We start from the raw sequence: 17,541 nt of genomic DNA on the forward strand, positions 1-17,541 counted from the left end.
GTAGGTAGCCTTCTCCCGTGGCTCTCTACCGCAAGTATCGACCGGCAACCTTCGCCGAGGTGGTGGGGCAGGAGCATGTCACCGCACCACTGTCGATTGCGCTGGAGGCGGGGCGGATCAACCATGCCTATCTGTTCTCCGGTCCGCGCGGCTGCGGCAAAACCTCATCTGCGCGCATCCTGGCCCGCTCGCTGAACTGTGAGAAGGGGCCTACTGCTACCCCCTGCGGTGTCTGCGACTCGTGCGTGGCGCTGGCACCCAACGGGGGAGGCAGCGTCGATGTCACCGAACTCGACGCGGCCAGCCACGGCGGCGTCGATGACACCAGGGAACTGCGCGACAGGGCCTTCTATGCGCCTGCGCAGTCGCGATACCGCATCTTCATCATCGACGAAGCGCATATGGTCACCACCGCCGGTTTCAACGCCCTTCTCAAGATTGTCGAAGAGCCGCCGGAGCACCTGATCTTCGTCTTCGCCACCACCGAACCCGAGAAGGTGCTGCCCACCATCCGGTCGCGCACACACCACTATCCGTTCCGGCTGCTGGCGCCGCGCACCATGCGCACACTGATCGAGAAGATCTGCGTCGCAGAGAATGTCGACGTCGACGACGCGGTGTACCCGCTGGTGATTCGCGCCGGCGGTGGCTCACCGCGTGACACCCTCTCGGTCCTCGACCAGCTGCTTGCCGGTGCCGACGGTAATCGGGTGATCTATCAGCGGGCGTTATCGCTGCTCGGTGCCACCGATATTGCGCTCATCGACGATGCCGTCGAGGCATTGGCCGCCGGGGATGCCGCTGCGTTGTTCGGCGCCGTCGAGTCGGTGATCGATGCCGGTCACGATCCGCGCCGCTTCGCTATCGACCTGTTGGAGCGTTTCCGCGATCTCATTGTGCTGCAAGCGGTTCCGGATGCGGCGGCCCGCGGGGTGGTGGATGCCCCCGAGGACGTGCTGGAGAAGATGCGTGGACAGTCAGAACGGATCGGGACCGCGACCCTGACCCGATATGCCGAGGTAGTGCATGCCGGGCTGGGCGAGATGCGGGGCGCCACCGCGCCACGGCTGCTACTCGAAGTGGTGTGCGCCCGACTCCTGTTGCCCTCGGCCAGCGATACCGAGGCTGCGCTGCTGCAGCGGGTCGAGCGCATCGAAACCCGGTTGGACATCTCCATTCCCGCCGACCAGACGGTGGCCGCGGCGCCGCCGCCGGTCGCCCGGCCCAAGTTCGTCCGCAAGACGGTCGCCGAGGCGACGGCTCCGACCCCCGCGGTCCCGACGCCTGCGGCCCCGACCCCTGCGGCCGCGGTGGTTCCCAAAGTTGTTGAACCAGAACCAGAACCAGAGCCAGTTCCAGAAGAACCTGACTTCGAACCAGCACCGCCCCCGGAGTCCGATCCTGCCCCGGTGACACCGCGACCCGTGACACCGCGACCCAACGTCGAACCACCGCCCGCACCGGAACCGGAGCCGCCGGCCCCGCCGGTGCCGCCACCGCCGCCGGTGGCCGGGGAGCCCGACGCGGCCGCCGTGCGCAGTATGTGGACCACGGTGCGCGAGAAGGTGCGCCAACGCAGTCGCACCACCGAGGTGATGCTGTCTGGCGCGACGGTGCTCGCGATCGACGGTGACACCCTGGTGTTGGCCCACGAGTCCGCGCCGCTGGCCAGACGGTTATCCGAACAGCGCAACGCCGACGTCATCCGGGAGGCACTCAAGGATGCGCTCGGGGTGGCCTGGCGGGTGCGCTGCGAGCTGGGTACCGGTGCAGCCGCTGCCCCGGTGACCGCCACGACGCCGACCGCCGCGCCCGTGGTCGACGCGGGAGCCGTCGTGCGCGCCGAAGAAGAACGGATGCTGGCCGAGGCTGCTGAAGCAGGCGAGGTCGGGCCCCGCCGCGATCCTGAGGAAGTGGCGCTGGAACTACTTCAGGCAGAACTGGGCGCGCGCAAAATCGACGGGTAGCCCCCCGTCAGGCCGACCACCAGGGGCGTAACGGCAGTCCGCCGTCGCCGCCGTGGGCGTCCAGTTTGACCGCCAACACCTGGTGCAACTGGACGACGTTGGTCTCGAAGCCGACTCGTGAGCCGGCCATGTACACCCCCCACACCTTGGCGGTGGGCAGGCCCACCTCGGCGACCGCTTCGTCCCAGTGTTCGACGAGATTGCGGTTCCAATCGCGCAGCGTCATGGCGTAGTGGTGCCGAAGGTTCTCCTCGTGGATGACTTCGAACCCGACGTCCTGGGCCTCGGTGATGATGCGTCCTGACCCGGTGAGTTCGCCGTCGGGGAAGACGTACCGGTCGATGAATCCGCCCGCACTGGCCGTGGCCCGGTTGTCCGGTCTGGTGATGCAGTGGTTGAGCAGCAGGCCGCCGACCCGCAGTTTCGACTGAAGGAACCGGAAGTACGCCGGGTAGTTGGCCACCCCGATGTGCTCGGTCAGCCCAATTGACGAGATGGCGTCGAACTGGGTCTCCCTGACATCGCGGTAATCGCTGTGCCGGATCTCGGCGAACTCTCCCAGGCACTGCTCGTCGATAGCTTTCTGGCCCCAGGCGGCCTGTTCGGCCGACAGCGTCACACCGATCACCTTCACGCCGTGCTTGGCGGCGTAGCGCACCATGCCGCCCCAGCCGCAGCCGACGTCGAGGAGCCGGTCGCCGGGTTGCAGGCGCAGCTTCTCGAACACCAGCCGGTACTTGTTCTCCTGCGCCTCCTCGAGCGATGCATCCGCCGTCGGGTAGACCGCGCAGGTGTAGGTCATCGACGGGCCGAGCACCCACTCGTAGAAGGTGTTGGACACGTCGTAGTGGTGGTGAATTGCCTCAGCGTCACGAGTCTTGCTGTGGCGCAGTCCTTCTGCCATCCGGCGCCAGCGCGGCAACACCTCCTGCGGAGGCGGGGCGATCGGCAGCAGATGCTCGACACCGATCGACCGGATGATGTTGGCGAGCACCCGGGCTGGCGGCCGCCTGAATTGCAGCTTGTCCGACAGCGCGGCAAGTAGGTCATAGGGGTCGCCAGGATGCACGCCGCGCATCTCCATGCCGCCCGAGACGTAGGCGCGGGCCATGCCGAGGTCACCGGGGGCCGTCGCCAGGTATGTCGTGCCCTGTGGGGTGACCAGATCCAGCCCCAGCGACGCGTCGTCGGGTCCCGCGCTGCTCCCGTCGTACGCGGTGAACTTCAGCGGCAACCGGCTGCCCTCGGCGAAAATCTGCAGGATTTCTGCCAGCGAGAGCTTGCCTGCCTCATTGGGCACCTGGTCTTTGAATGTCGTCATCGTCGTTGAACCGCCTTCGCATAGAGATCGAGCAGCCGTGAGTCGGGATCGTAGGCCTTTTTCACCGTCGTGTAGGCCTCGCCGCCATAGAGTTCGTCGAATTCCTCGTGTGAGTAGTAAGCGTCGGAGTACAGCGATTTATGTCCGTCGAGTTCGCTGACTTTGTGCTCGATGAGCCGGTTGGTGTAGCCCTCGTCAGGCCCCATCGGTACCGACGACCAAAAGCCGACATTGACGTAGGTGTGGTCCGCGCGGATGGGATACAGCGGCCAGGTGCCTGCGTGACCGTGGTCCCGCAGCCGCAGGGGGCACAGCCAGAGCGGCTCGATCGGTACTTCGTCGAGGAACCACTGCAGGAATTCCGCAGTGCGTTCGATCGGCAGTTCGACATCCTGCACGACCCGCTCCCGCGGCGGTCGGCCGTTGCGTTTCTCGATCCGGTCGGCGATGTTGAAGCGCTGGTCGTAGCCGATCAGCTTCCAGTAGAAGCTGCTGCGCCTCAGTCGCCGCGGCCACAGTCTGCGGATCGCCGGGTTCTGCGCGCCGAATGCCCGTGAACACCAAAACCAGTCGGTGTCCCAGCGCCACAGGTAGTCGTGGATGGTCAGGCGGTCGTCTTTTTCGGCCCCATCGTCGCCGGGGTGCTGGATCGACCGGTAGTAGATGTCCTTTCCGGTGTAATCGCTGACCGGCCCTGGCGTGGAGGTCTGCATGCCAAGGCACAGGTAGGACTCGTCGGCACTGAACACGACACCGTCGAGGTAATCGACGCGGACCCCGTTGTAGCCACCGGTCTCGATGATGCGATCCATCGCCGATATCAGGTCATCAAGTGCGTTGAACCGTAGATGCTTGAGCGAGACAAAGGGCCGCACCGGCTCGAGTTCGATCCGCAGTCGAACTGAATAGCCCAATGTGCCATAGGAATTGGGAAAACTGCGAAACAGGTCGGGGTGTTGGTCCGCCGATGCCGTGATGACCTCGCCGGTGCCGGTCAAGATGTCCATCTCCAGCACCGATTCGTGCGGTAGACCGTTGCGGAACGACGCCGACTCGATACCGAGCCCGGTCACCGCGCCGCCGAGGGTGATGGTCTTCAGCTGCGGGACTACCAACGGGGACAGGCCAAAGGGCAGTGTCGCCGCCACCAGATTCTCATAGGTACACATGCCCGCAACGTCGGCGGTGCGTGCGTCCGGATCGACCGAAATCACTCCGGTCAGGCCGGAGACGTCCAGACCCGGAGCATTGACCTTGGCACGGGCGCGGAACAGATTGGACGTCGGCTTGGCCAGTCGGACGGTGGCATTCGACGGGATGGCGCGATAGCTAGCGAGCAGTCGCTCGACGCCAGCGGCGTGAGCGGCCAGTGCCTCAGATGCAGGAACAGACACAGGGATACGCTAGTCCGCAGCAGCAGCCGATGCGACTGCACGGCTAGAGAATCACAGTGCGGCAGAGTGCCGCGGCTATCGCAACACAAGGAGTCTTCCCCGATGGGACAGGTCAGCGCGTCCAGCACCATTTTGATCAACGCGACGCCGGATGCGGTGCTCGCCGCGGTCGCCGATTACAACGTGGTGCGCCCGAAGATTCTGTCGCCGCAGTACAGCGAATACAAGGTGTTGCAGGGCGGGGTGGGTGCCGGGACTGTCGCAACGTGGAAACTGCAGGCGACCAAGTCGCGGGTCCGCACCGTGCAGGCTTCGGTCGACATTGCGGGCCACACCGTCATCGAGAAGGACGCGAATTCGTCGATGGTGACCAACTGGACCGTCGCGCCCGCCGGACCCGGCTCCAGCGTCACCGTCAAGACCTCATGGAACGGCGCAGGTGGAATCGGGGGCTTCTTCGAGAAGACCTTCGCCCCGCTCGGGCTGAAGAAGATCCAGGGCCAGGTGCTGGAGAACCTCAAGAAAGATGTCGAAGGCTAGCTTTCGGTATTGAGATAGAGCTGAGTGCGAAGAATTGCGAGTAACTCTCGCAGCCAGCTCTATCTCAATGACACACTCGTCGGTTGTGACCGACTTCGCGCTGTCAGAATCGATTCTTGTTGCGGCAACGCCGGACGAGCTCTACGCCATGGTGTCCGATGTGACCCGGACGGGCGAGTGGAGTCCGATCTGCAAGGCGTGTTGGTGGGACGACGGTCCGGCTGGGCAGGTCGGGTCGTGGTTCACCGGCCGCAACGAGACATCCGAGCGCACCTGGGAGACTCGCTCCCAGGTGGTGGTGGCCGATCCTGGGCGGGAGTTCGCCTGGGAGGTCAACAACGGCTGGGTGCGGTGGGGCTACACCTTTGAGCCCGACACCACTGAGTCGGGCACAGCAGGCACCCGGCTCACCGAATCCTGGGTGTTCCACCCCAAGGGTCTCGCCGGCTTCCGCGAGCGGTTCGGCGAGGTGGCGGACGAGCAGATCCAGGCGCGCCGCGAGGCTGCCGTCAGCGGTATTCCGGTGACTTTGGCCGCGATTAAGCGGGCCGCCGAAGCAACTTAGGCCGTCCGGGCTGGCTGGGTGGCCAGGAATCCGGCGATCCCCTTGACCACCGCGTCGGCATATTTTTGCTGGCCCTCTGCGCTTTGCATCAGGCTGGAGTCGGCCGGGTTCTTCATATTGCCCAACTCGACCAGGATCGACGGGAACTGCGCCAGGTTCAGACCGGTCAGGTCGGAGCGTCCGTAGAGCCCGTTCGAGCCGATGTAGTTCGCCGCCGGGATACCGGAGGCCACCAACTGGTCACGCATAATCTGAGCGAACCGGACCGACGGGCCTGCCTGGGCGTTGTTCAGCGGCGGGTCCGAGTAGTTCACATGGAAGCCACGACCGGTGGCAGGGCCGCCGTCGGCGTGGATCGACACGATGGCGTTGGGTTGCAGCGCGTTTGCCATCGTGGCGCGTTCGTCGACGCACGGTCCCAGACCGGTGTCATCGCCCCTGGACATCGCCGTCCGCACGCCGAGCGCGCTGAGCTCCTGCCTGATGCGCAGGACCGTCTGCCAATTGAAGGTGTGCTCGGGGAAACCGTTATCGGTGGCGGTGCCACTGGCCTGGCAGTCCTTGGTGCCGCCGCGGCCGGTGGTGACCTGGCGGCTGATCGAACTGTCGTTGGATCCGTTGTGGCCGGGATCGAGGAAGACGATCATGCCGGCGATATTGGCGGGGGCCGCGTGGGCAATGGGGCTGGCGGCCGGTCCGGCGACGATTGTCGAGGCGGCGACGACGATGCCGACGGCGAACGCCGCGCCGACACGAAGGCAGGCTGGTACGTGCACGGCGCCACCGTAGCCCGGCCGCGTCTAGGCTTGAAGACCTGAGCGTGTGAAAACGCAGATGCGCAACCAAGTCGAGACCAATACGCAAGGGGACTGTCATGCAACCGGGTCAACCCGACATGTCGGCGCTGCTGGCCCAGGCACAGCAGATGCAGCAGCAGTTGATGGAAGCTCAGGAGAAACTCGCCAACACCGAGGTGCACGGACAGGCCGGCGGCGGCCTGGTGCAGGTGACTATGAAGGGCAGCGGCGAGGTGCTGGCCGTCGCGATCGACCCGAAGGTGATCGACCCCGACGATCCCGAGACGCTGCAGGATCTCATCGTCGGCGCGCTGGCGGACGCCTCCAAGCAGGTGACCATCCTGGCGCAGACGCGGCTCGGGCCGCTCGCCGGCGGGATGGGCGATGCACTGGGTATCCCGGGGTTTTGAGTGTTTGAAGGCCCGGTCCAGGATCTGATCGACGAGCTGGGCAAATTGCCGGGCATCGGCCCTAAAAGCGCGCAGCGCATCGCCTTTCATCTGTTGTCGGTGGAGCCGCCCGATATCGACCGGCTGACGGCGGTGCTGAGCCGGGTGCGTGACGGGGTGACGTTTTGTGCGGTCTGCGGCAACGTCTCCGACGATGAGCGTTGCCGCATCTGCAACGATCCCCGCCGCGATGGCACGCAGGTGTGCGTCGTCGAGGAACCCAAGGATGTTCAGGCCGTCGAGCGCACCCGCGAATTCCGCGGGCGGTATCACGTACTCGGCGGCGCGCTGGACCCGCTGTCGGGTGTCGGGCCCGAGCAGCTGCGGATCCGCGAACTGCTCAACCGCATCGGTGAACGCGTTGATGGTGTGGATATCGCCGAGGTCATCATCGCGACCGATCCCAATACCGAAGGCGAGGCCACCGCGACGTATCTGGTGCGGATGCTGCGCGATATCCCCGGGTTGACCGTCACCAGGATCGCGTCCGGTCTACCGATGGGCGGTGACCTGGAGTTCGCCGACGAGCTGACCCTGGGCCGCGCCCTGTCCGGCCGCCGCCAAATGGTCTAGATCCCCGTTTACGCCCAAACCAACAAACGGGCGTGAAAGTGCGAGTAAAACCCACCATTTCGTCGGTCTCGGCGAGCTGTCGGACCCGTCGGCCACGATGCGGCCATGACTGAAATATTTCTTGGACGCGAGGCACTCGGCGACGGGCTGAGCCGGAACGACTTACGTCGCTGGTACCGCCCCCTCTACCGGGGTGTGTACATCCCAAAGGGGGCGACGCCGACGCTGCAGGACCGAACGGTCGGGGCATGGCTGACGTCGGACCGGCTCGGTGTGATCGCGGGAGTAGCCGCATCAGCACTGCACGGAGCGGACTGGGTTGATCGCCTGGAGCCGATCGAGATTCTCGAGCCGGAACGTCGGCGGCAGGCAGGATTGATTGTCCGAATGGATCGCGTGACGGATGACGAAGTCATGATGATCGACGATCTTCTCGTGACTACCGCGGCCCGGACCGCATTCGATATGGGGCGCTATCGCAAGCGCTACGAAGCCATCGGCCGTCTCGACGCTTTGATGCGGGCTGCGCCGTTCGAATTCGAGGAGGTGGCGACCCTGATACATCGGTACGGCCCGGTCCGCGGCGTTCGTCAGCTACGCGAGTTGATGCCCTTGGTCGATGCCGGTGCGGAGTCGCTTAAGGAGAGCTGGCTGCGACTTCTGTTGATCGACAACGGATTTCCGATACCCGAGACCCAGATCCCGGTGTTCGACGGCAGCGCTGACGAACCGTTCGCGTTCCTCGACATGGGTTGGCGTGCGATACAGCTCGCCGTGGAGTACGACGGCGATCAGCATCGGACGTATCGGCCGCAGTATGTGAAGGACATGCGGCGGCTACCGAAGGTCGAGAAGCAAAACTGGGAAGTGATCCGCGTGATCGCCGAGGATCGTCAGTCCGAGATATTGGAGCGGGTACACGAGGCGTTCGTTCGGCGAGGCGGCGCCGAGATCGACGAAATGGTGCGATCCACTCGACGTTTCGCACCCAAACGTTGGTTTGGGCGGGAAAATAGAGAGGCGGCCTAGACCCGGCGGGGGGCCGCCAGGCGTTCGCGGCGCAGCAACTCGACTTCGGACAGCTGCAGTGGCGGCAACTCACCGACCACCCTCGACAGCAGCAGGTCAGCCAGTTCGGGATTGCGGGCTAGGCACGGACCGTGCAGATAGGTGGCGACGACACTGCCCTGGACGGCGCCGTCATACCCGTCGCCCAGACGGTTGCCCGCGCCCTTCGTGACCGCCGCCAGCGGCCGGGCGTCAGGGCCCAAAACCGTTCCGCCGCGGTGGTTTTCGAAACCGGTCAGGGGCTGGGTCAGGCCATCTACCAACGGATTCGACGCCACCTCCCCGATGGTCCGGGCCGCCTGTGGCGAGGTGGTCACGTCGAGCATCCCGACGCCTTCCACTCGTTCACCGGCGGAAGTTTCATACCAGTGGCCCAGCACCTGGATGGCCGCACAGATCGCCAGCACCGGCGCCCCTCGCAAGGCCGCCTGTTGCAGTCCCGGATAGCGCAGCAGATGTTTGGTGGCGAGGCGCTGTGCGTAATCCTCTGCGCCACCGAGGGTGTAGAGATCCAGCGAGTCGGGGACCGGGTCGGCCAGGGTGATGTCCACGATCTCGGCGTCAAAACCCCTCAGCCGCAACCGTTGTCGCAGCACTACAGCGTTGCCGCCGTCACCGTAGGTGCCCATCACGTCGGGCAGCACCAGTCCGATCCGGATCGTTGAGTCAGCCACTGCGTTCCACCACCCGGTTCAGCGCGAGGAAGGCGGTGTAGTTGGCGACGACTTCGACGTGCCCGGGCGGGCAGGAAGCGATAGCGGCCACGGTGTCGTGGATCAGGGTGTGCTCGACGCCGGCGTAGCCCAGCCGCACCGCGAGGTCGGTGCCGCGCTCGCCGGCGGCCACCACTGGTGTCTTTTGTGAGTGCGCCTCGAACTCCTCGAAGTGGACGTCCCAGAGCCAGGACAGGTCTTCCCCGTCGGGCACCTGGCCGTTGGCGGCGATGACCACACCGGCGGCGTCTTTGTCGACCATCGACAGCGCTTCCTGCCAGCCGGCCGGGTTCTTGGCCAGCAGCATCCGCACGGTATGCGTGCCGAGTTGGACGGTTCGGTAGCGACCGGCCACCTCGTCGACCAACGACACCGCGGCGACGGCCTCGGCCGCGGAAGCGCCCAGCGTGACGGCGGCGGCGACAGCTTGCGCCGCGTTGCCCCGATTGATCGAGCCGGGCAGCGCGAGCCTCATGGGGAGGGTCAGGCCGTCGGGCCCGTAGAGGGTGTCATCGTCGAACCACCACTGCGGGTTGGGGCGCTTGAAGTCGGTGCCGGTCGAGTACCAATGCTGCCCGCCATCGCCGGCCTCGCGCACGATGATCTCGCCGCTACGTGGGCAGCTCACCGAATCGGCCGCCCAGCCGCCGCTGGCCGCCACCCACACCACATTCGGGCTGTCGTATGCGGCCGATGTCATCAGGACGTCGTCACAGTTGGCGATCACCACCGCCCGCGGATGCTTGGCCAGACCGGCTCGCAACGTCCGTTCGATGTGGTTGATCTCACCGACGCGGTCGAGCTGATCACGAGAGAGGTTGAGCAACACGATGACCGCCGGATCCACCGCATCCGCCACATGCGGCACATGCATCTCATCCACCTCAAGAGCGGCCAATGACGCATCGCGTGCGGCGGCCAAGGCGGCGATCAAGCCGGCATCCATATTCGCGCCCTCGGCATTGGTCGCGACGGGCCCTATGGTCGCCAGCGCTGCCGCGGTCATCCGCGTGGTGGTGGACTTGCCGTTTGTGCCGGTCACGACGACGGAACGGCGTTCACGGCCAAGTTGGCGCAGGATCGATTTGTCCAGTGTCATTGCCACCAGGCCACCGATCATGGCGCCCGCGCCGCGACCGCTGACCCGCGACGCCCACCGCGCGCTGGCGCCGGCGGCGAGCGCGAGACGTCCACGGGTGGTGATCACCCGGGCAGTTTAGTGCGACGGCGCCGACACGCATTTGTGCAGCGCTGGATTGTCGGCGGCCCGTGCCATTCTGAGTTTGTGAGTCACTTGTGGGGCCGGCCTTCCGCAGAGCCGGGTGACGGCTGGGCGGTGATCGATCTCGAGACGTCCGGTTTCCAGCCCGGGAATGCGCGGGTGATCAGCCTGGCGGTCCTGGCTTTGGATGCCGATGGGTGTGTCGAGCAGTCCGTCGTCAGCCTGCTCAACCCGGGCGTCGATCCCGGACCAACACATGTGCACGGCCTGACCACTGCGATGCTCGAAGACCAGCCCACCTTTGACGAGATTGCCCCCGATGTCATCGCCCTGTTGAAGGGCCGGACGCTGGTCGCGCACAACGTGGGCTTCGACTACGGGTTCCTGTCGGCCGAAGCAGAGCTGGCCGGCCTCGAGCTGCCCACCGACACCGTGATGTGCACTGTCGAACTCAGCCGCCGCCTCGCGCTCGGGCTGGAGAACCTGCGGCTGGAAACGCTCGCCAAACACTGGGGTGTTGCCCAGACCCGGCCGCACGACGCGTTCGACGATGCGTCGGTGCTCGCGCGGGTGCTCACCCCCACGCTGCAGCGGGCGGCCGACCATGACGTTTGGCTCCCGGTCCGGCCGGTCAGCCGTCGACGGTGGCCCAACGGTCGGGTTACCCATGACGAGCTGCGCCCGCTGAAGATGTTGGCGTCGCGGATGCCCTGCCAGTATCAGAACCCCGGCCGGTATGTCCGGGGCCGGCCGCTGGTCCAAGGCATGCGGGTAGCACTGTCCTCGGAGTGCGGCCGCACCCATGAGGAACTCGTCGAGCGCATCCTGCACGCCGGACTGGCCTACTGCGACGGTGTCGATCCCGAGACGTCGCTGGTGATTTGCAATGACGTTGCACCTGAGCAGGGCAAGGGATATCTGGCCCGCGAGCTCGGGGTGCCGGTGGTGCCCGACGCCGAGTTCATGGCCAACGTGAATCGCGTCATCGGTGGCACCGGTATCGAGGAATTCGCCGATGCCACTGTGAGCGGCGACCAGTTCGCTTTGTTCTGATTGTCCGATTCCTCCGCCCGGCTCGTACCTCGCCGCGACTCGTCATCGGACGGTTCTGATTGTCCGATTCCTCCCCCCGGCTCGTACCTCGCCGCGACTCGTCATCGGACGGTTCTGATTCTTTGATTGCCAGGCCGTGTTGAAGGGGTTATCGATTGCGCCATTCGCGCGGTGAGCGACCATAGGTGCGTCGGAACTGCCGGGCGAAGTATCCGGGGTCATTCATCCCGACGCGTCGGGCCACGTCGGCGATCGCCAGATCGGTCTCTTCGAGTAGTGCCCGGGCCCGCGACATCCGACCCTCGATGATCCAGTCCTGAACCGTTCGCCCGGTCCGGCGCCGCACCAGGGTGGTCAGGTGCCCGGGCGTCATCCCCACCTCATCTGCCACGTCGCGCAGCGAGAGCGGTGCATCGATGCGGCGCTCGATGACCGAGAACACCTCGGCCATCAGGGGTTCGCCATTGCGCCGGAGATCACCGACCACGTCAACAGCCAAGCGAGCCAGGTCGATCAGCAACAACGTCACGTGGGCAAGCGCGGCCTGCCGATGCCCCTCGAGACGGTCGGTCAATTCGACATCGATCGCCAAAATGGTGGAATCCCAGAAGGATCGCCGTTCAGGGGGCACCTGCAACCGCAGCACGCCACCTGAGCGGTTATGGAGAAACGGGAACAGCAGCGGATGCGTCCGCCATGCCGGCGCGGGTAGCCGTGCGTCGTCGCCGAGCGCCGCGGGGTCGAAGTACACACCGATACCCCCGCCGAACTCGTGGAGCGCATCGGGTTCGAGGGTCTTGCCGGCCGCCGCGATGGCGACCAGACCGGTCTCGGGCTGGTAAGACAGGGCCGGGAATTCGTGAATATGGCGACCGCGTCCGTCGGGGGTGCCTGTGGGCATTCTCAGCACCGACACTGGCGGCATGTCCAGATCGACGGGGTACCGATAGACCGGGATGCCATCACGATTGTGAACCAGTCGAGCCATCTCGGCCATCTGCCAAAGATAATCCCAGTAACGGCGAAGATGGCCCAACATCGTTGACAGTAACCAGGCCACGATGGGAACCATGACCGAAAATGATCCATCTTCCGCGACTCGCGATTCAGGCCACGGGCACGATTACCTGCCTGCCGCCGGCCTGCATGTCCTGCTGCCCGGATATGACCTCTTGACCCGGGTGCTGGGGTCGGGCCGGGTATACGACGCGCTGGCGACCTGTCAGGAAATGACTGGCGCCCGCCGCATCCTCGAGATCGGCTGCGGAACCGGCAATGTGGCGCTGCGGGTCGGTGAGGTGCACTCGGCGGCGCAGGTAACGGGTATCGACCCCGACCCCCGTGCCCTGGCAATCGCCCGACGCAAAGCGCGTGCCCGCACCGGGCTCACCTTCGACCAGGGGTACGCGCAGGAACTGCCCTACCCCGATGGCGCGTTCGACCGAGTGCTGTCGTCGATGATGCTGCACCACCTCGATGACCGCGCGAAGGCCGCCGCCGTGGCGGAGGCATTCCGGGTGATCGAGCCGGGAGGGATGCTTATCGTCGCCGATATCCATGCCAGCGGCGACGCCGTCCCTCGGCTGTTCGAGGGTGCCGGGTTCGATCACCGCGCAATCGGCCGTACCCGGTTGCGGGTATTCGGCGATGTCGTGATCCATTGCGGCACTCGCCCGGCCTGACGATGTCTGTCGAGGCCGGGCGGCGCCGCTTCTCATCGGAGCTAGGCGAGCGCCTTCGTCTTCAAACTCTCGAACTCGCCCTGCGTGATCGTCCCTGCTTCGAGTAATGCCTTCGCGTCGGCGATCTCTTGAGCGGGGGAGCGACCAGCGGCCGCCTTGATGTAATCGTCGCTGGCCTGCTTGGCATGCATCGCGGCCGCACGGGCCCGCTCGGCCATGCCGTTACCGCGGGCGATCAGATAGACGATCGCGGTCAGGTAGGGCAACAGGATCAGGAAGATCACCCAGATGGCCTTGATGAAACCGGACGTCTTGTGATCACGCCAGAACAGGTCGGTCAGGATGTTGAACAGGATCATCAGGTACGCGATGAACGCGAAGATGACGATCGTCGACCACAAAAAATGCCAGAAGGTATCCCACATGTCGGCTACTCCTTAACCGTTGAGCAGGCGCAGAGCAATTCTGACGCCGGCGCAAAGTCTAGTCAGACCTCCGCGTTATCGAACTAGCCAGCGACTAGCGCGACGCCCGGTTCGCCGCCGACACCACTGCTCGCAGCGATGCCGTGGTGATCGATGTAGCGATGCCGACACCCCAGACGGTCTTACCGCCGACGGACGCCTCGACGTAGGCCGCGGCTTGCGCTTCCTCACCGGCGGACATCGCGTGTTCGGAGTAATCGAGAACGTTGACATCGAAGCCGACCGTCGACAGCGCATCGACGAAGGCCGCCAGCGGGCCATTGCCCTCGCCGGTGATCTCCCGCTCCTCGCCGTCGACCTTGACCACGGCGCTGATGGTGTCCGTTCCACCGTCGACCTCGGCGGCATCGACGCGTTGACGGATGCGCTCCAGCGGCCGGATCGGCGCCAGGTATTCCTCGGCGAACGCGTCCCACATCTCCTTGGGCGACACCTCGCCACCCTCACCGTCGGTGATCTTTTGGATGGCCTGGCTGAACTCGATCTGCAGCCGACGCGGCAGCGACAGCCCGTGATCGGCCTTCATGATGTAGGCGACGCCGCCCTTGCCGGACTGCGAATTCACCCGGATGACGGCCTCATACGTGCGCCCGACGTCCTTGGGGTCGATGGGCAGATACGGCACCTGCCACAGCAGGTCGTCGACATCGGTATCGGACTCGTCGGCGGACACCTTCATCGCGTCCAGGCCCTTGTTGATGGCGTCCTGATGGCTGCCCGAAAAGGCCGTGTACACCAGATCGCCGCCGTAGGGGTGCCGCTCGGGGACGGTCAGCTGATTGCAGTACTCCACGGTGCGGCGGATCTCGTCGATATTGGAGAAATCGATCTGCGGGTCGACCCCACGGGAGAACAGGTTCAGCCCCAGCGTCACCAGGCACACGTTGCCGGTGCGCTCACCGTTGCCGAACAGGCAGCCCTCGACCCGGTCGGCCCCGGCCTGATAACCCAATTCCGCTGCCGCGACGGCAGTTCCACGGTCATTGTGGGGATGCAGCGACAGGATGATCGAGTCCCGCCGCGCCAGGTTGCGACTCATCCACTCGATGGAATCGGCATACACATTCGGTGTCGCCATCTCGACGGTGGCAGGCAGGTTGATGATCAGCGGCGCCTCGGGGGTGGGGTCGATGATCGCGGCGACCGCATCGCAGACCTGCTTGGCGTATTCCAGCTCGGTACCGGTGTAGGACTCCGGTGAGTACTCGAAACGCCATTGTGTACCAGGGTGTTTGGCGGCTTCCTCGACGCACAGCTGGGCCCCGTCGGTGGCGATCTTCTGGACCGCCGCCCGGTCGGCCCGGAACACCACCCGCCGCTGCAGGATGGACGTCGAATTGTAGAAGTGCACGATCGCCTTGGGTGCGCCTGCGCACGCCTCGAAGGTGCGGGTGATCAGCTCGGGGCGGCACTGGGTCAGCACCTGGATGGTGACGTCGTCGGGAATCGCACCTTGCTCGATGATCTCGCGGACGAAGTCGAAGTCGGTCTGTGACGCCGACGGGAAGCCGACCTCGATCTCCTTGTAGCCCATCCGGACCAGCAGATCGAACATGCGGCGCTTACGGGCCGGGCTCATCGGGTCGATCAGGGCCTGGTTACCGTCGCGCAGGTCGACGGCACACCACATCGGTGCCGCAGTGATGACACGGTCCGGCCAGGTCCGGTCGCTGACGGAAACGGGTTCCACCTCGGCGGCGAATGGGCGGTACCGGTTGACCGGCATCGACGACGCACGCTGGGTGTTCCACGCAGGCTGGCCGGGATTGGGCTGGCCGGCCGGGGTCTTGATGGCGCGGACTGACGAGAAGGCGTCAGAGGAATCTGAGGTGTTGGCAGAACCTGAGAAGTTAGTCATGGTTGCTCCGGGTGGTCGAGGGGGGACACTCAGACCGGCGGATCGTCAAACACCCGCGACGGGAAGCCGGTCTGGTTCAGACCCCGCCGCGGCGTCCGAGGAGGAGCACCCGCTGCACGCAAAGGACTGTACTCGCCCCCGCGGTTTCGCCAAAACCCGGTCGATCACCGGCTATGCCAGACTGAGCCGGTGAAGCGGCTGGTCGCTGGTCTGGGCGCCGCAGCCATCGTGGTCACCGGGTGTGGGCACGATGTCGACGGGGCGGCCCGGGCCGGCCCGCGCGCCGCCGATGCGGGCTTCTTCTTCGCCGGCGATGTACCGGTGTACGGGCAGACGGTCAGCGCCAACGATAAGACGGTGCTGGCCTATCTGCGCGCGATGCGGCGGGTCGACATCTGCGGGTTGGCTGACCAGAAGTCGTTCGCGAGAATCGGCGAAATAAGCTCTATGGGAACGCTTTACGCGCTCGACGAGTGCGACATCGAGGTCAAGACGCCCGGGGTGGCGGCGACCAGATTTGTCAGTGTGCAACTGACGTTGAGCCGCGCCAAGGGCGCGCCTGCTTTTCGTGCGGCGGGGTCGCCGGTCTATGAGACCGCACAGGATTCGTGCGAGTACCAGCTTCCGCTGGACCTCTCGGGCCTGCCGGGTGCGACTCCGCTGCGCAAACCAGACCAGCCGTTTGTCCGGTTCGGCTCGATCGGGACGCCGGACTGCGAGCTGGTCAAGAAGGTGGCCCACGCCGTCGCCGAACGCCTTGACACCGCGCCGCTACCGGCACGCGACGGTGCCGCGGTCTATCCCACCCCGCTGGCTGAGCGGGACCCATGTGAGGTGCTGGCTCCGCTCGGGGCCGAGATTGACCACTGGGATGTCAGCCGGACGCGACCGTATGAGTGCGAATTCGGGATCTGGCGCGACGGCATGACCGACGTGCTCTCCACGCGGGTGGCCCTGGAGCCCAAGATCGTCGATATCGCCACCGCCCAGAAGGAACACCGGGTCACCGGTGGCACCGATGTCTACCTGGATACGACTTTCTGCTCGGCGCTGGCCTTCGTCGGGCCGCCCATGCAGCGTCGGTTGGGCGGTGGCGACTTCGTCGATGTCGCCAACGTCGTGGTCCGCCCCGCGGTCGTCGTGGACAGTGGCGGTCAGAACTGCCAAGCCGTGGTCGATATCGCGGCGGTGGCCGCCAAGCTGTACCGCTAGACGTGCGAATCCGGGAACGCGATCACCGACAGGAACCGGATCGGCAACTGCACCAGATCGATCGGCCCGTGGGCGCCTTCGCCGTCCATCTGTAGCGAATCGCCGGGACTGAGCCGATACACCGAGCGGCTGTGGCTGTAATCCATCACGCCCTCGATCATGTAAATGAACTCGGTGCCCGGGTGCTGGAACATCGGGTACGTCTTGCTCTTGGCCGTCAGGGTGACCATCAGGCATTCCAGCCGCTTGTGTTCGCCGCGCAGCGACCCCAGCAGTTCGTATTCGTGGCCCTCGCGGGTCCCGTTGCGAACGATGCGCGCACCCGTTCCGGCCGTGACGAACGCGGCGGGCCGCTCCACCTCCGCGCCGCGGAACAGGCTGGTGACCGGCACGTCGAAACCCTTGGCCAGCAGGGCAAGGGTGGACAGGCTGCAGGAGGTCTGCGCGTTCTCGATCTTCGACATCATCGCCTTGGAGATGCCGACCCGGGTGGCCATCTCCGCGACGGAGAGTCCCTGCTGTTGGCGCAGTAACCGCACGTTGCGCCCGATCGCCGCCTCGAATTCGAGCTCGCCGACGTCCTGCTGCGGGTCGCGGTCACGGGCGGTGCCGGACTGGTTGCGCAGCAGGTCGGTCACGGCA

At 65.6% G+C, this 17,541-nt stretch carries 18 protein-coding genes; 9 read left to right on the forward strand and 9 right to left on the reverse strand.

What is annotated here, in order from left to right:
* Positions 1–17: 17 nt before the first annotated feature.
* Positions 18–1,967: a DNA polymerase III subunits gamma/tau gene (locus ADBZ9O_RS04805; RefSeq protein ID WP_526528898.1), complete on the forward strand. Its 1,950-nt coding sequence runs from the start codon at positions 18–20 to the stop codon at positions 1,965–1,967.
* Between the two features lie 7 nt (positions 1,968–1,974).
* Here ADBZ9O_RS04805 and ADBZ9O_RS04810 read toward each other — a convergent pair whose 3' ends face one another.
* On the reverse strand, positions 1,975–3,288 hold the full coding sequence (locus ADBZ9O_RS04810; RefSeq protein WP_526528900.1) for an SAM-dependent methyltransferase: 1,314 nt from the start codon (positions 3,286–3,288) through the stop codon (positions 1,975–1,977).
* On the reverse strand, positions 3,285–4,682 hold the full coding sequence (locus ADBZ9O_RS04815; protein ID WP_526528902.1) for an FAD-binding oxidoreductase: 1,398 nt from the start codon (positions 4,680–4,682) through the stop codon (positions 3,285–3,287). Before ADBZ9O_RS04815 ends, ADBZ9O_RS04810 begins: the two co-directional genes overlap by 4 nt.
* A gap of 102 nt (positions 4,683–4,784) precedes the next feature.
* On the opposite strand from ADBZ9O_RS04815, the gene ADBZ9O_RS04820 reads away from it, so the two are divergent.
* On the forward strand, positions 4,785–5,222 hold the full coding sequence (locus ADBZ9O_RS04820) for an SRPBCC family protein (protein ID WP_526528904.1): 438 nt from the start codon (positions 4,785–4,787) through the stop codon (positions 5,220–5,222).
* Positions 5,223–5,307: 85 nt separating this feature from the next.
* The gene (locus ADBZ9O_RS04825; RefSeq protein WP_526528906.1) at positions 5,308–5,787 is read left to right on the forward strand and encodes an SRPBCC family protein; all 480 of its coding nucleotides are present in this window, start codon (positions 5,308–5,310) and stop codon (positions 5,785–5,787) included.
* Here ADBZ9O_RS04825 and ADBZ9O_RS04830 read toward each other — a convergent pair.
* Complete coding sequence (locus ADBZ9O_RS04830) at positions 5,784–6,563, reverse strand: Rv3717 family N-acetylmuramoyl-L-alanine amidase (protein WP_526528908.1); 780 nt, start codon at positions 6,561–6,563, stop codon at positions 5,784–5,786. The two genes, ADBZ9O_RS04825 and ADBZ9O_RS04830, sit on opposite strands and share 4 nt — an antisense overlap.
* Positions 6,564–6,661: 98 nt before the next feature.
* Here ADBZ9O_RS04830 and ADBZ9O_RS04835 point away from each other — a divergent pair, with 98 nt between their 5' ends.
* From ADBZ9O_RS04835 to ADBZ9O_RS04845, 3 genes are all read left to right on the forward strand, one after another.
* A complete protein-coding gene (locus tag ADBZ9O_RS04835; RefSeq protein ID WP_526528910.1) occupies positions 6,662–6,994 on the forward strand; it encodes a YbaB/EbfC family nucleoid-associated protein in 333 nt (110 codons plus the stop codon).
* A complete protein-coding gene (recR, locus tag ADBZ9O_RS04840; RefSeq protein ID WP_526528912.1) occupies positions 6,995–7,606 on the forward strand; it encodes a recombination mediator RecR in 612 nt (203 codons plus the stop codon).
* Between the two features lie 105 nt (positions 7,607–7,711).
* Positions 7,712–8,635, forward strand: coding sequence for a type IV toxin-antitoxin system AbiEi family antitoxin (locus tag ADBZ9O_RS04845; protein ID WP_526528914.1), 924 nt, complete (start codon positions 7,712–7,714; stop codon positions 8,633–8,635).
* Here ADBZ9O_RS04845 and ADBZ9O_RS04850 read toward each other — a convergent pair.
* Together ADBZ9O_RS04850 and ADBZ9O_RS04855 are read right to left on the reverse strand one after the other, a co-directional pair.
* On the reverse strand, positions 8,632–9,333 hold the full coding sequence (locus tag ADBZ9O_RS04850; protein WP_526532839.1) for a type 1 glutamine amidotransferase: 702 nt from the start codon (positions 9,331–9,333) through the stop codon (positions 8,632–8,634). The two genes, ADBZ9O_RS04845 and ADBZ9O_RS04850, sit on opposite strands and share 4 nt — an antisense overlap.
* A gap of 7 nt (positions 9,334–9,340) precedes the next feature.
* Positions 9,341–10,594, reverse strand: coding sequence for a MurT ligase domain-containing protein (locus ADBZ9O_RS04855; RefSeq protein WP_526528916.1), 1,254 nt, complete (start codon positions 10,592–10,594; stop codon positions 9,341–9,343).
* A gap of 78 nt (positions 10,595–10,672) precedes the next feature.
* Between ADBZ9O_RS04855 and ADBZ9O_RS04860 the strand changes: the two genes are divergently transcribed.
* Positions 10,673–11,662 carry a DEDDh family exonuclease gene (locus tag ADBZ9O_RS04860; protein WP_526528918.1) on the forward strand — a complete coding sequence of 330 codons (990 nt, stop codon included), beginning with the start codon at positions 10,673–10,675 and terminating at the stop codon, positions 11,660–11,662.
* Between the two features lie 148 nt (positions 11,663–11,810).
* Here ADBZ9O_RS04860 and ADBZ9O_RS04865 read toward each other — a convergent pair whose 3' ends face one another.
* Complete coding sequence (locus ADBZ9O_RS04865; RefSeq protein WP_526528920.1) at positions 11,811–12,659, reverse strand: helix-turn-helix transcriptional regulator; 849 nt, start codon at positions 12,657–12,659, stop codon at positions 11,811–11,813.
* A 73-nt stretch (positions 12,660–12,732) separates the two neighbouring features.
* Here ADBZ9O_RS04865 and ADBZ9O_RS04870 point away from each other — a divergent pair, with 73 nt between their 5' ends.
* Positions 12,733–13,344, forward strand: a complete 612-nt coding sequence (locus tag ADBZ9O_RS04870) for a class I SAM-dependent methyltransferase (RefSeq protein WP_526528922.1) — start codon at positions 12,733–12,735, stop codon at positions 13,342–13,344.
* 41 nt (positions 13,345–13,385) lie between these two features.
* Here the strand turns inward: ADBZ9O_RS04870 and ADBZ9O_RS04875 are convergent, their stop codons facing one another.
* A complete protein-coding gene (locus tag ADBZ9O_RS04875; RefSeq protein WP_526528923.1) occupies positions 13,386–13,769 on the reverse strand; it encodes a PLDc N-terminal domain-containing protein in 384 nt (127 codons plus the stop codon).
* A 94-nt stretch (positions 13,770–13,863) separates the two neighbouring features.
* Positions 13,864–15,687: a 2-isopropylmalate synthase gene (leuA, locus tag ADBZ9O_RS04880; RefSeq protein ID WP_526528925.1), complete on the reverse strand. Its 1,824-nt coding sequence runs from the start codon at positions 15,685–15,687 to the stop codon at positions 13,864–13,866.
* A gap of 189 nt (positions 15,688–15,876) precedes the next feature.
* On the opposite strand from leuA, the gene ADBZ9O_RS04885 reads away from it, so the two are divergent.
* Positions 15,877–16,899, forward strand: coding sequence for a hypothetical protein (locus ADBZ9O_RS04885; RefSeq protein ID WP_526528927.1), 1,023 nt, complete (start codon positions 15,877–15,879; stop codon positions 16,897–16,899).
* Here the strand turns inward: ADBZ9O_RS04885 and ADBZ9O_RS04890 are convergent.
* Positions 16,896–17,537, reverse strand: coding sequence for a helix-turn-helix domain-containing protein (locus ADBZ9O_RS04890; RefSeq protein WP_526528929.1), 642 nt, complete (start codon positions 17,535–17,537; stop codon positions 16,896–16,898). The two genes, ADBZ9O_RS04885 and ADBZ9O_RS04890, sit on opposite strands and share 4 nt — an antisense overlap.
* Between the last annotated feature and the right edge of the window lie 4 nt (positions 17,538–17,541).

The sequence above is a fragment of the Mycobacterium sp. genome (genome assembly GCF_965229105.1).
Classification (GTDB): Bacteria; Actinomycetota; Actinomycetes; order Mycobacteriales; family Mycobacteriaceae; genus Mycobacterium.

Bases quoted from the DNA above. Each gene is read 5' to 3' on its own strand.
- ADBZ9O_RS04810 (WP_526528900.1), bottom strand. From the start codon at position 3,288: ATGACGACATTCAAAGACCAGGTGCCCAATGAGGCAGGCAAGCTCTCG.
- ADBZ9O_RS04870 (WP_526528922.1), top strand. From the start codon at position 12,733: ATGACCGAAAATGATCCATCTTCCGCGACTCGCGATTCAGGCCACGGG.
- ADBZ9O_RS04820 (WP_526528904.1), top strand. From the start codon at position 4,785: ATGGGACAGGTCAGCGCGTCCAGCACCATTTTGATCAACGCGACGCCG.
- ADBZ9O_RS04865 (WP_526528920.1), bottom strand. From the start codon at position 12,659: ATGGCCGAGATGGCTCGACTGGTTCACAATCGTGATGGCATCCCGGTC.
- leuA (WP_526528925.1), bottom strand. From the start codon at position 15,687: ATGACTAACTTCTCAGGTTCTGCCAACACCTCAGATTCCTCTGACGCC.
- ADBZ9O_RS04845 (WP_526528914.1), top strand. From the start codon at position 7,712: ATGACTGAAATATTTCTTGGACGCGAGGCACTCGGCGACGGGCTGAGC.
- ADBZ9O_RS04875 (WP_526528923.1), bottom strand. From the start codon at position 13,769: ATGTGGGATACCTTCTGGCATTTTTTGTGGTCGACGATCGTCATCTTC.
- ADBZ9O_RS04835 (WP_526528910.1), top strand. From the start codon at position 6,662: ATGCAACCGGGTCAACCCGACATGTCGGCGCTGCTGGCCCAGGCACAG.